The sequence below is a fragment of the Cupriavidus sp. IDO genome (assembly GCF_000812465.1).
Taxonomy (GTDB): domain Bacteria; phylum Pseudomonadota; class Gammaproteobacteria; order Burkholderiales; family Burkholderiaceae; genus Cupriavidus.
In genome coordinates, this window is record NZ_JWMA01000182.1 from 24,633 (window position 1) to 37,051 (window position 12,419).

The following is a 12,419-nucleotide window of genomic DNA, read 5'->3' on the forward strand; positions in this document are numbered from 1 at the left end:
TGGATTAGCCCACAACGATTTCGAAGGAGACCTCATGCACATTGCCTTCATCGGCCTCGGCAACATGGGTGCGCCCATGGCGCGCAACCTGCTCAAGGCCGGCCACACGCTGACCGTATTCGACCTTAACGCCGCCGCCGTGGCATCGCTGCGCGCCGAAGGCGCCGCCGCAGCCGAATCCGCGCGCAAGGCCGTGGCTGAAGCTGATTTCGTCATCACCATGCTGCCCGCCGCGGCACACGTTCGCACCGCCTACCTCGGTCCCGACGGCGTCCTGGCCGGCGTGCGCGCGGGCGTGCCGCTGGTCGATTCGAGCACCATCGACCCCGCCACCGTGCGCGAACTGGCGGCAGCCGCGGAGAAGCACGGCAACCCGCTGGCCGACGCCCCGGTATCAGGCGGCACCGGCGGCGCGCAGGCCGGCACACTGACGTTCATAGTCGGCGCAGCACCTGCGCTCTTCGAGCAGATCAAGCCGGTGCTCGCCGGCATGGGCCGCAACCTGGTCCATTGCGGCGATACCGGCACCGGCCAGATCGCCAAGATCTGCAACAACCTGATTCTCGGCATCTCTATGATCGGCGTGTCCGAAGCGATGGCGCTGGGCGTGCGGCTCGGCATCGATGCCAATGTGCTGGCCGGCATCGTCAACACCTCCACCGGCCGCTGCTGGTCGTCGGATACGTACAACCCCTACCCCGGCGTAATCGAGACCGCGCCGGCCTCGCGCGGCTACACCGGCGGCTTTGGCGCCGAGCTGATGCTCAAGGACCTGGGACTGGCCGCCGACGCAGCGCGCAGCGTAAAGCAGCCGCTGTTCCTCGGTGCCCTCGCCCAGCAGCTCTACCAGGCCATGAGCCAGGCCGGCGACGGCCAGCTCGATTTCTCCGGCGTGATCCGCCAGTACCTGCCGGCAGAGAAAAAGGGGAACCAGCCATGATCGAATTCGCCGTCGATGGCCACATCGCCCGCCTGACGCTGAGCCGCCCGCCAGCCAATGCCTTCACCGCCGAAGGGCTGCAGCAGCTGCAGGAGCTGGTGGCCAGGCTGGATGCCGATCCGCAGGTGCGTGCGGTCGTCATCACCGGCGCCGGCGAGCGCTTCTTCAGCGCTGGCGCCGATCTCAACGGCTTTGCCGAGGGCGATCGTGCCCACGCCCGCAAGATGGCGCAGCGCTTCGGCGCCGCCTTCGAGGCACTGCAGAATGCGCGCCCGGTGGTGATCGCCGCGATCAACGGCTACGCCATGGGCGGCGGACTGGAATGCGCGCTGGCATGCGATATCCGCATTGCAGAAGAACATGCCCAGATGGCACTGCCCGAAGCCGCCGTCGGCCTGCTCCCGTGCGGCTGCGGCACGCAGACGCTGCCGTGGCTGGTGGGCGAAGGCTGGGCCAAGCGCATGATCCTGACCAACGAGCGCGTCAACGCCGCCACGGCACTGCGCATCGGGCTGGTCGAGGAAGTGGTGCCGACCGGCCAGTCGCTCGACGCCGCGCTGGCCATGGCCGAGCGCGCCTGCACCGTCAGCCCGCGCGCGGCGGCGCACAGCAAGCGGCTGGTGCACCTGGCGCGCGAGGGCGTGTCGCGCCACGCCGCGCTGGCGCTGGAGCGCGAGCGCTTTGTCGACCTGTTCGACGATGCCGACCAGCGCGAAGGCGTCAACGCCTTCCTGCAGAAACGTACGCCGCAATGGCGCAATGCCTAGGAGCATGTCATGCGCCTGACGCCAGAAAACCTGACGCCCAACGCGGGCGCCGCCAGCGAGCCGGAAGTCCTGTTCGAAACGATCAACCGGGTCGGGCTGGTCACGCTGAACCGTCCGCGCCAGCTCAACGCGCTGTCGTATCCGATGATCGTGGCCCTGTCCGCGCAGCTTGAGGCGTGGGCGACGCAGGATGATATCGACGCCGTGGTCCTGCGCGGCGCCGGTCCCAAGGCCTTCTGCGCGGGCGGAGACATCCGCGCGCTGTATGACAGCTATCGCGACCAGACGCCGCTGCACCGCCGCTTCTTCATCGACGAATACCAGCTGGACTACCGGCTGCACCGCTACCCCAAGCCCGTGGTGGCGTTGATGGACGGCATCGTGATGGGCGGCGGCATGGGGCTGTCGCAGGCAGCGCAACTGCGCATCGTCACCGAGCGCTCGCGCGTGGCCATGCCAGAAACCGGCATCGGCCTGGTGCCGGACGTCGGCGCCAGCCATTTCCTGTCGAAGATGCCGGTGCAGCTTGCGCTCTATGTGGGGCTGACGGGCGTGTCGCTGGGCGCGGCCGATGCGCTGTTCTGCGGGCTGGCCGATGCGGCAGTCAGCAGCGCCACGCTCGAATCGCTGGAGAGCACGCTCGCGGGTATCCAATGGACCGGCCACCCGCTGCGCGACCTGCGCCGCGCGCTGGTGCGCGAGCCCGTCGCCACCGCAGCCGAAGCGCCGCTGCTGCAGATACTGCCGGCGCTGATGAGCCACTTTTCGGCCGAAGCCAGCTTGCCCGAGATCCTCGCAGGGCTGGCCTGCCAGGATGATCCGCGCTATACGGCGTGGGCCACGCGCACCATCGACATCCTGCGCACGCGCTCCCCGCTGGCTGCCTGCGCCACGCGCGAACTGTTGCTGCGTGGACGGAGGCTTGATCTGGCGGACTGCTTCCGCATGGAGCTGGCGGTGGTAGTGCAGTCGTTCGCGCATGGCGATTTCATCGAAGGCGTGCGTGCGTTGATCGTTGATAAGGACAATGCGCCGCGCTGGCGTACGAGCAGCTATGATGCGGTGGATGATGCCGCGGTTCAGGCGTTGTTCAAGCCTTGGTGGCAGCCGGGTGATCAACCCTTGCCGCTAACGGGCTCGCACTGAGGCTAGATCCTTCTCCCAAATGGGCTTCGCCGATTTTTTGGGGACGTACGAGGGTTGTTGCTGATGTGCCTGGGGGTGGTGGCTGCGGCTTGGCGCTGTCGATGGTCGACGGCCCTAGGTTTCGCCCTGAAGGGCGAGTCACTTTCTGTCCGAGCGACAGAAAGTAACCAAAGAACGCGTTAACTGTCCTCGGCGGACGGCCAGTCTTATCGTAGCGTGCGCGGGTTTTTGTACGGGTATTCGCTTCAGGGCATAGCTACGATGCCTGCCGCGTGGTAACGAGGCGGCGCGAGGCATTGACAGGCCGTCCTCCCGACCTCGTGAGAGCGGAGTGGTGCCGTGATCGAGCGGCGTACCTGCGGCAAGAGGTTCCGGACCACAACCGAGGTGCGCGATTCGGCTGCGCATGCCGCCGGGTCTCAAGCTGCGTGCCACTCCGCTCTCACGAGGTCGGGAGGACAGCGCTGTTCCCGGCGTTGCCCCTGGCGATCTGCGCGGCAGGCAGTCTAGTTATGCCCTGAAGCGTATACCCGTACAAAAACCCGCGCACGCTACGATAAGACTCCCGCCCGGCGGGCAAGAAGGCGCTTTTTGCCTCCTTTTTGGCGCCGTCAAAAAGGAGGTCGCCGGCTACGCCGGCGAAACAGCCACGCATCCAAGAACCCACACACCCGCATTCCAGCGAAGAGCTCCTCAAAAAAAGGAGCCAATGCATACATTCAACCGATAACCAGCCTCAGATCCCAAGTCATCGTTTTGTCATCCATCCCGGCCAGAATGCGCAGGTCATTCAAGCCAGGGAGTCGCCATGACGCACGCAATTGAAGTCCGCGGGCTTTCCAAATCGTTCCGCGCGGACCGCAAGGCGCTTGACGACGTCACGCTGCAGGTCGCACCGGGCGAAATGGTCGCCCTGCTGGGCGCCTCGGGTTCGGGCAAATCCACGCTGCTGCGCCACGTGGCCGGATTCATCACCAGCGATGCCGGCGCCGGCGAGATCCTCGTCAATGGCCGTTGCGTGCAGCGCAATGGCCGTCTGGCCGGAAACGTGCGCAAGGTGCGTGCCGAAATCGGCTTTGTGTTCCAGCAGTTCAATCTCGTGGGCCGCCTGCCGGTGATCACCAACGTGCTGGTCGGCATGCTCACCCGCATCCCCAAGTGGCGCAGCCTGCTCCGCATCTTCAGGGCCGGTGAAGTCCAGGCCGGGCTCGATGCGCTTGCGCAGGTTGGTATAGACGACTATGCGTTTCAGCGCGCTTCAACGCTGTCCGGCGGCCAGCAGCAACGCGCGGCCATCGCCCGCACGCTGGTGCAGAACGCCCGCGTGATCCTCGCCGACGAGCCGATTGCCTCGCTCGATCCGGAATCGTCGCGCCGCGTGATGTCCTTGCTCTCACAGATCAACCGTACACGCAAGGTGGCCGTGGTCGTATCGCTGCACCAGGTGGACGTGGCGATGCGCTACTGTCCCCGCGTGGTGGCGCTGCGCCAGGGCAAGGTGGTCTATGACGGCCCATCCTCGGCGCTCACGCCGGGCATGCTGCGCGATCTGTATGGCACCGAAGCTGAAGAACTGTTGCACGACTCGGTGCCCGACGCGAACGAAGCCACCGGGGCCATGCCCGCGCCGGTAATGGTCACGATGAACCTTGCAGCAGCCTGAACGGGCTGTCGCGAACCCCACGTCTTATCCCCCAAGCCTTTCCAAACCGGAGTTGTCCATGCTTCGCAGAACCTTTCTCGCCGTGGTGGCCTCGGGCGTCGTCGCCCTGCCCGCATTCGCGCAGGACGCCAAGACCCTGAACATCGGCTTTATCTCGACTGAATCGTCGTCGAACCTGAAGTCCGCCTGGCAACCGCTGATCGATGACCTCAGCCAGACACTGGGCGTACAGGTCAAGCCGTTCTTCGCTTCCGACTACGCCGGCATCATCGAAGGCATGCGCTTCAACAAGGTGCAGATCGCCTGGTTCGGCAACAAGTCCGCCATGGAAGCCGTGGACCGCGCCAACGGCGAAGTGTTTGCCTCGGTGATCGACAAGGACGGCAATCCGGGCTACTGGTCGCTGCTGATCGTCAACAAGGACAGCGACCTGAAGAGCCTCGAGGACGTGATCAAGCGCGGCAAGGACCTGAGCTACGGCGCCGGCGACCCCAACTCCACGTCGGGTACGGCCGTGCCGGGCTACTACCTGTGGGCCGCCCACAAGCTCGAGCCAAAGACGCTGTTCAAGGCCGTGCGCATCAGCAACCACGAAACCAACCTGCTGTCCGTGCTGAACAAGCAGGTGGACGTGGCCGTCAACAACACCGAGAACTTCGAGCGTTATCGCATCAACACGGGCAAGAACGCCTATGACCAGGTGCGCGTGCTGTGGAAGTCGCCGCTGATCCCGGCCGACCCGATGGTCTATCGCAAGGACCTGTCGCCTGAAATGAAGAAGAAGATCCAGGCCTTCTTCGTGAACTACGGCAAGGGTGCCGACGCCGCACGCGAGAAGCAGGTACTGGCCACGCTGACCTACCAGGGCTTCCGCCCGTCGAGCGATGCCCAGCTGGTGCCGATCCGCCAGATCGAACTGGCCAAGCAGAAGGCCAAGATCGAGTCGGACACCACGCTGGCTGCCGCTGACAAGGAAAAGCAGCTGGCCGACGTGAGCCGTCGCCTGGCCGAGCTGGACAAGGCTGTCAGCACGCAATAAGCCTCATCGCCGGGGCCGGTGGCGCCGTGCGCCGCCGGCCCCGCGCCATTCTTTGCACGTTTCCCACCGGATTGCCCATGACCGCCACCGCAAGGCCCGGCCTGCCTCCTTCGCCTCAAAGTCACGCCCGGCCGCTGCGCACTTCCCTCTCCGTGATGCTGATCTGGGCAATCGTGCTGGCCATGCTCGCCATGTCCTGGCAAGGCGCCGACATGCGCCCGCTGGACCTGCTGCGCGACTCCGGCAATATGGCGAAGTTTGCCGCCGATTTCTTCCCGCCCGACTTCCGCGACTGGCACAACTACCTGAGCGAGATGCTCGTCACCGTCCAGATCGCGCTGTGGGGCACTGCCATTGCGGTGGTGATGGCCGTGCCGCTGGGCCTGCTATGCTCGGCCAATATCGTGCCGGCCTGGGTCTACCAGCCCGCGCGCCGCATCATGGATGCCTGCCGTGCCATCAACGAGATGGTGTTCGCCATGCTGTTCATCGTGGCCGTCGGCCTGGGCCCGTTCGCCGGCGTGCTGGCGATCTGGATCCACACCACCGGCGTCCTGGCCAAGCTGTTTGCCGAAGCCGTGGAAGCCATTGACCCGCGCCCCGTGGAAGGCGTGCGCGCCACCGGCGCCGGCCCGATCGAGGAGATTGTCTACGGCGTGATTCCGCAGGTGCTGCCGCTGTGGCTGTCGTTCGCGCTGTACCGTTTCGAGTCGAATGTGCGTTCAGCCTCGGTGGTCGGCATCGTCGGTGCCGGCGGCATCGGCACCGTGCTGTGGGAAATCATCCGCAGCTTCCAGTACGCGCAGACCTGCGCCGTGATGATCATCATCATCCTGTTTGTCACGGCCATCGACATCATCTCCGCACAAATCCGCAAGGTACTCGTCTGACACCATGCTCACCCTGTCCCGCATCGAATCCCTGTTCGCCAACCACGGCACCGCCTACTACGGCGGCGAGGCCATCAGCCAGACCGCGCATGCGCTGCAGTGCGCGCAGCTGGCCGAGCAGGCCGGCGAGCCCGAGCCGCTGATCGTCGCGGCCCTGCTTCACGACGTCGGCCACCTGATGCTGGCGGAAAGCAGCACCACCGACATGCGCCACCAGGAAGCCGGCGCCGATGCGCTGGGCAAGGTGTTCGGCGATGACGTCACCGAGCCAGTTCGCCTGCATGTGGCGGCCAAGCGTTACCTGTGCGCCGTGGATCCGGCCTACTTCGATACGCTGTCGCCCGCTTCGGTGCACAGCCTGGCATTGCAAGGCGGCCCCTACAACGCGGCGCAGGCCGATGCATTCGCCGCCAGCCGCCACGCCGAAGCCGCGGTGCGGCTGCGCCGCTATGACGACCTGGCCAAGGTAGTCGACCTCGCCACGCCGCCGCTCGCGCACTATCTCGACATGGCCGCACGCTGCGTGCGCACCGCCGCATGAACAGCATCTGCGAAACTGCCCTGGCCCTGCGCGAAGTGCGCGGCTCCGATGCAGAACTGCGGCACCTGTCCGCACTGCTCGCGGCGATGGATGACGAGCCACCCCTGCCGCTGGGCACGATGCGCGAACGCTACGCAACGATGCGCCGCTATCCGGACTATCGGTGCTACCTGATGGTGGACGAGAACGAGGTGCCGCTTGGCACCTTCAGCCTGCTGGTATTTCCCGTGATGGTCCACGACGGACGGCCCGAGGCGATTGTCGAGGCGGTTGTGGTCGCGCCGTCTGCACGCGGCATGGGAATCGGCAAGGCCATGATGCGGGAAGCCATGCGCCTGGCGCGCGAGGCCGGCGCAGCAAAGCTGGCGCTGTCGTCCAACGCGCGCCGACTGCAAGCGCATCAGTTCTATAGGCAGCTCGGGTTCACCGAGCACGGAGTCAGCTTCAGCATTGATGTCTGAAGGGCTATGAATCAGACGGACGAACCCCAAGCGATAGCGCAATAAGACGGCACGCGGCTCGGTCTCCAAGCCACTCCGCTCTCACGAGGTCGGGAGGACAGCGCTGTTCCCGGCGTTGCCCCTGGCGATCTGCGCGGCAGGCAGTCCAGCTATGCCCTGAAGCAAATACCCGTACAAAAACCGTCGAACACTACGATAAGACTCCCGCCCGGCGGGCAAGAAGGCGCTTTTTGCTCCTTTTTGGCGCAGTCAAAAGGGAGTCGCCGGCTACGCCGGCGAAACAGCCACGCCTCCACAAGCCCCTACATCTCACCCGCCCCAACACACAACACATCCCCCACCCCCAAAACCCCAACCAACCGCGCAAAAACCCCCACAGCCACCTCCAACACACCACTGTTATCAATCTCCACCACCCGACACCCCGCCGGCACCTCAAAAGCCGCCCCGGCACGAGCAAGCCGCCGCGCAATCCCCTCCTCCGATTCCCGGCCACGCAGCCGCAGGCGCGCAGCCAGCACTTCGGGCTTTACGCGCACGTGCACGGCACACAGCCTCGGATAACGCGCAACCGCCTCCGCCAAATACTCCCGGGAGCCATTGACGATCACCGTCAGCCCCTTTGCCAGCCACTGCTCGATCTCGACGCCAATCCCGTAGTGCAGCCCATGGCTGCGCCAGTCCAGCGCCATGCAGCCAAGTGCCTTGCGGCGACGGAACTCATCGGCGGAAAGCGCCACCGACGCCTCGTTGGCATCCGCATCGCGCGTGATGTAGCGATGCGCCACCACGACGCGGTCATCTGGCCCCAGGCGCTCGCGCAGCGCGCGCAGCAGCGAATCCTTGCCGCTGCCCGACGGCCCCATCAGGTAGAACAGGCCGTGCCCATCGGTCGATATACGAGAGTTCATGCGTCCAGGTACGCCGCGCCGGCGCCATTGCTGATGCTGCCAGTGAAGCCATAGTGGCGCGCAACGATAAAATCCGCACCCGGCTTCGGCTGCACGAATATGCTGATGCCGTCGACATGGAGTGGCGTCTCGAGCAGTGGCCCGCAAGCGGCCGACAGCCGTGCAAGCGCGGCCCTCTCATCGGCCGCATCAAGCATGCCGGTCAGCGTGATATGGAAGACGAAGGTCTCGAAGACATACGGATAGCCCCACGCTTCGAGCATGCGGCGCTCTCCGGCCGCAAGCCGATCCGGCCTGCGCTTGCTGAGTTCCCCGGCCGTGGCCGGGGCTCGGAACGGCTCGAACTCGCGCACGCAGGCGTCGGCAAGCCCGTGCATCCGGTGCGCACCGTCGGAGCCGGCTTCCAGGCACCACGCGATGAAGCCGCGCAGCCCACGCAGCGTCAGCGGCGCGTCGAATGTCTCCCGGCCACGCACGAAGCGGCGCGCGGCGGCATCCAGCATCGCGCCATCCGTGCCGTCCGCGAGCCGGAACGGCGGCTTCAGCGTGGCGTGCAGGCCATAGTGCGCGGGCGCTCTGACCCAGTCAGCCGGTCGCGGCGCCATGCCTCGCGGCAAGGACAGCGCAGCGCCCGTATCGGCATCGCGTCCAAGCCACCGGCTGCCGAATGTGCGGTACGGCTCGGCCGGCGCCAGGTAGATGGCGTAACGATGTGCCTGCATGGTCAGGCAGCCAGGCTGTCCGCGTCGGCATGGCCGGCGTGGGCGATGTCGATCAGCGGCAGCACTGTCGTCGCATGCTTCAGCTCGCCGTTGACGATGGTGGCGCAGACGCGCGGCAGGCCGGGCTGGCGATCATCGACGATGATGGCGTCGGCACGCAGCCCCGGGGCCAATGTGCCGCGGTCTTGCAGTCCCGCGGCTCGCGCCGGATTGCGCGAAACCAGATGCCAGGCGCTGGCGAGGTCTGCCACGCTTTGCTGGGCGAGCTTGAACGCAGCCAGCAGCGGAGCGGGATAGTAGTAGTCGGAAGCCAGCACCGTGCACAGGCCTGCCGCCACCATGTCGGTCGCGTTGGGCGCGCCGGTATGGCTGGTGCCGCGCAGGACGTTGGGCGCGCCGAACACGATCTCGTCACCCAGCTGGCGCGCGAACGCGGCGACTTCAGTGGTCAGCGGGAATTCGGCAATCCCGCAGCCCTGGCGGTGATAGTGCCGGCGCATGGCCTCGTCCGGGTCATCATGCGATGCCACCGGCAGGCCGGCCGCGCGCGCGGCTGCGACCAGCTTCATCATCGCCGCAGGCACGTCCTGCGCGTTGCGGCTGGCCGCACGCAGCCGGCCGCGGAAAGTCTCGACGTCGCACTCGGCGCGCTCGGCGTATTGCTGCATCTTGCGCTCGTCGGCCATGCGGCGCGCCATGGTCGGCAGGTGGTCGTTGATCGCGAGCAGGTTCACGCGGCCATCGGCCATCCATGACAGCGCGGTCTCCACGCCGGCCAGGTGATAGGCCTCGAAGCGCAGGTGAACCCTGTGCGACGCACCCAGCACCAGCCGCAGCTGCGCCAGCGCATCGAACATGCGCAGCGCGTAGGCCTCGCCGCGCAGGCCGCCTTCCCAGGACAGCGTCACGCCATGGAACGCGGTGGTGATCCCGTGCGCCAGCAACTGGCGGTCCACGTCGATCAGCGCCGCCGCGTACGGGAAGCTGACGCCGGGGCGCGGCATCACGGCGCGCTCGAACGCATCGCCGTGAATGTCGACGATGCCCGGCAGCACCAGCAGATCGCCGGCATCGATGCAAGGGCCGGATCCGGGCGCCTGTTGCGCTACGTTGCCATCCCGAAAGCCGAGCATCGCCGGGCCAACGCCACCGGCGCCCAGCACCCGACGGCCGGTAATCCCCGCGAGCGGCGACGATTGTGTTTGGTTTGTCATGTGCATAAACACCACGTTAGCGCTGGCAGATGACAGACAGATGTCTAGACCAATGCGACGCCACATCACCGGCACACAGCGGCTCGCTTTCAGTCGTTGTCGGAAACGGTCAGCTGCACCCAGTCGCCGGCAAACCGCACCATGCTGTACTGCATCGGCGCGCCGTCGATGTCGACGTTCAGCGCCTCCACCTGCAGCACAGGCCGCGTCTTCGGCTGGTTCAGCAGCCGCGCCACCGGCGCGCTCGGCATGGACGCGGTGATACGCGACCATTTTCGCGTGTAGTCCGCAATGCCATAGTGCGCCAGCGCACGCGAGATCGATTCCTTCTCGCGCAATTGCTCGTCGATGCCAGGAAACCGCCGGGGGTCGAAGTAGTGCTCGGCGACGTCGATGGTGCGCGCCTCGGCCTTGCCGATCATCTGCACGTGCATGATGTCGGCGGTGCGCGGCAGGCCCAGGTGTTTGGCCACCTCTGGTGCCCGCACTATCTGACTGTCGATGATCTCGATATGCCCGCGCATGCCCTGCGCGGCGAGGTTCTGCGAGAACCGCGTGCGGCGCCCGATCGCGTAGTCGATCGCGTGCTCCTGCACGAAGGTGCCGCGGCCCTGCTCGATCCGCACGAGGCCACTCGTCTCCAGCTCGCCCATGGCACGCCGGATGGTGTGGCGGTTCACGGCAAAGCGTGTGGCCAGTTCCGGCTCGGGGGGCAACTGCTCGCCGGGGAGATACAGCTTCTTGCGGATGTCGTCCGCCAGCGCCTCGCCAATCTGGCGCCACACGGCCACGCCCGAGCCGCGTTCGACTTCTCGATCAGACATCTTTGCCCTGCCCTCTTGTCATCAAGCATTCATCAATAGCGTGCGATTGTGCCTCAGCCCGGCAGCGCATGCCGCGTGCCCGAGCAAGCGCCGGGCCCGTCATGAAACGTTCATCTGGCTGTGGTTTAGTAGCGCCGTGTTTTAGTAGCTGACATCTAAACGTATAGACGTATAGGGGTGATGATGCAAAGCGAAACTGCCGATCAGGCCGGCGCCGGGGCCGACGCGGCGCGCGCCGGCTGGCTGAGGATCCTGGCTATGGCGCAGACGGACGCGCTCGACGCGGCTTACGCCAGCCTGAATGAGGCGATCCCGGTGCCCGCTTACCGCCTGCTGCGCAAGCCGGAATCCGGCATGGCGATGGTGCGTGCCCGCGCGGGCGGAACCGGGGCGCAGTTCAACCTGGGGGAGATCACGGTCACGCGCTGCGCGGTCGTGCTGGACGACGCCGATGCCGGCGGCACGGCCGGCGTGGCCTATGTGCAGGGCCGCAGCCCGCGCCACGCCGAGCAGGCCGCCGTACTGGATGCCATGCTCCAGCGTCCCGCCTGGCACCAGCGCGTTCAGGACATCGTGCTGGCGCCGCTGGCCCGCGCCTTTGCCGAACGCGCGGCACATGACGCCGCCACCGCCGCCCAGACGCGCGTCGAATTCTTCACGATGGTCCGCGGGGAGGACTGAGATGCCGATTACCCAACCGATCCCGTCCACGCCGACGACTTCGCTGCTGCCGGGCTTCGACAACCCCGTCGACGATGCACAGCAGGTGTTTCGCGCCACGCTGGAAGCGTTTGCCCATCCGGGCCGCCTGGCAACCCTGCCCGTCACCAGCGGCCTGCCCGATGGCCTGTCGCCGGCGCTAGCCGCGTTGCTGCTGACCCTGGCCGATCCCGATACGCCGGTCTGGCTGCCTGCCGACGTGCCCGCCGCGGCGCGCGCGTTCCTGCGCTTCCACTGCGGCTGCCCGCTGACGGAGGACCTGGGTGCCGCAACGTTCGTGTGCGTGCCCGCCGGCCATGCCATGCCCGACCTCGCGGACTGCGCGCAGGGCGAGCCGGCCTTTCCGGACCGCTCGGCCACCCTGATGGTGGAGGTGGCATCGCTCACCGACGGCGACACGCTCACGCTGCGCGGCCCCGGCATCGAGACCACGCAAACGCTGCGCGTCGCCGGCCTGCCCGCCGGCTTCCGCGCGAGCTGGCGGGCCAACAACGCCGGCTTTCCGCTCGGCGTGGACCTGCTGCTGGCCAGCGGCGACCGATTCTGCGCGCTGACGCGCACCACGCACGTGGAGGACTGAG

General features: G+C 66.7%; 14 protein-coding genes. 10 read left to right on the forward strand and 4 right to left on the reverse strand.

The annotated features are described in order from the left end of the window. The first annotated feature begins 34 nt into the window (after nt 1-34). From mmsB to RM96_RS32835, 8 genes are all read left to right on the forward strand, one after another. The gene (gene mmsB / locus RM96_RS32795) at nt 35-940 is read left to right on the forward strand and encodes a 3-hydroxyisobutyrate dehydrogenase (RefSeq protein ID WP_039015919.1); all 906 of its coding nucleotides are present in this window, start codon (nt 35-37) and stop codon (nt 938-940) included. Further along, nucleotides 937-1,707: an enoyl-CoA hydratase gene (locus tag RM96_RS32800; RefSeq protein WP_039015920.1), complete on the forward strand. Its 771-nt coding sequence runs from the start codon at nt 937-939 to the stop codon at nt 1,705-1,707. Before mmsB ends, RM96_RS32800 begins: the two co-directional genes overlap by 4 nt. 9 nt (nt 1,708-1,716) lie before the next feature. Continuing rightward, nucleotides 1,717-2,853 (forward strand): enoyl-CoA hydratase/isomerase family protein, encoded by a 1,137-nt coding sequence (locus tag RM96_RS32805; RefSeq protein WP_039015921.1) that lies wholly within the window; start codon nt 1,717-1,719, stop codon nt 2,851-2,853. 808 nt (nt 2,854-3,661) lie between these two features. Continuing rightward, nucleotides 3,662-4,516, forward strand: a complete 855-nt coding sequence (phnC, locus tag RM96_RS32815) for a phosphonate ABC transporter ATP-binding protein (protein WP_039015923.1) — start codon at nt 3,662-3,664, stop codon at nt 4,514-4,516. A gap of 58 nt (nt 4,517-4,574) precedes the next feature. Further along, the gene (phnD, locus tag RM96_RS32820; RefSeq protein WP_039015924.1) at nt 4,575-5,555 is read left to right on the forward strand and encodes a phosphonate ABC transporter substrate-binding protein; all 981 of its coding nucleotides are present in this window, start codon (nt 4,575-4,577) and stop codon (nt 5,553-5,555) included. A 77-nt stretch (nt 5,556-5,632) separates the two neighbouring features. Next, nucleotides 5,633-6,445, forward strand: coding sequence for a phosphonate ABC transporter, permease protein PhnE (phnE, locus tag RM96_RS32825; RefSeq protein ID WP_039015925.1), 813 nt, complete (start codon nt 5,633-5,635; stop codon nt 6,443-6,445). Nucleotides 6,446-6,449: 4 nt separating this feature from the next. Further along, the gene (locus RM96_RS32830; RefSeq protein ID WP_039015926.1) at nt 6,450-6,986 is read left to right on the forward strand and encodes a phosphonate degradation HD-domain oxygenase; all 537 of its coding nucleotides are present in this window, start codon (nt 6,450-6,452) and stop codon (nt 6,984-6,986) included. After that, nucleotides 6,983-7,447 carry a GNAT family N-acetyltransferase gene (locus RM96_RS32835; RefSeq protein WP_039015927.1) on the forward strand — a complete coding sequence of 155 codons (465 nt, stop codon included), beginning with the start codon at nt 6,983-6,985 and terminating at the stop codon, nt 7,445-7,447. Before RM96_RS32830 ends, RM96_RS32835 begins: the two co-directional genes overlap by 4 nt. Before the next feature lie 302 nt (nt 7,448-7,749). Here the strand turns inward: RM96_RS32835 and phnN are convergent, their stop codons facing one another. From phnN to phnF, 4 genes are all read right to left on the reverse strand, one after another. Beyond that, nucleotides 7,750-8,358, reverse strand: a complete 609-nt coding sequence (phnN, locus tag RM96_RS32840) for a phosphonate metabolism protein/1,5-bisphosphokinase (PRPP-forming) PhnN (protein WP_039015928.1) — start codon at nt 8,356-8,358, stop codon at nt 7,750-7,752. Continuing rightward, a complete protein-coding gene (locus RM96_RS32845) occupies nt 8,355-9,086 on the reverse strand; it encodes a DUF1045 domain-containing protein (RefSeq protein ID WP_039015929.1) in 732 nt (243 codons plus the stop codon). The genes phnN and RM96_RS32845 overlap by 4 nt, the downstream gene beginning before the upstream one ends. Continuing rightward, nucleotides 9,083-10,300 (reverse strand): alpha-D-ribose 1-methylphosphonate 5-triphosphate diphosphatase, encoded by a 1,218-nt coding sequence (locus RM96_RS32850; protein ID WP_039015930.1) that lies wholly within the window; start codon nt 10,298-10,300, stop codon nt 9,083-9,085. Before RM96_RS32850 ends, RM96_RS32845 begins: the two co-directional genes overlap by 4 nt. Before the next feature lie 83 nt (nt 10,301-10,383). Continuing rightward, on the reverse strand, nt 10,384-11,118 hold the full coding sequence (gene phnF, locus RM96_RS32855; protein WP_039015931.1) for a phosphonate metabolism transcriptional regulator PhnF: 735 nt from the start codon (nt 11,116-11,118) through the stop codon (nt 10,384-10,386). A gap of 180 nt (nt 11,119-11,298) precedes the next feature. Between phnF and phnG the strand changes: the two genes are divergently transcribed. Together phnG and phnH are read left to right on the forward strand one after the other, a co-directional pair. Next, the gene (phnG, locus tag RM96_RS32860; RefSeq protein ID WP_039015932.1) at nt 11,299-11,799 is read left to right on the forward strand and encodes a phosphonate C-P lyase system protein PhnG; all 501 of its coding nucleotides are present in this window, start codon (nt 11,299-11,301) and stop codon (nt 11,797-11,799) included. A 1-nt stretch (nt 11,800) separates the two neighbouring features. Then, the gene (gene phnH / locus RM96_RS32865; RefSeq protein WP_039015933.1) at nt 11,801-12,418 is read left to right on the forward strand and encodes a phosphonate C-P lyase system protein PhnH; all 618 of its coding nucleotides are present in this window, start codon (nt 11,801-11,803) and stop codon (nt 12,416-12,418) included. Nucleotide 12,419: the final 1 nt, after the last annotated feature.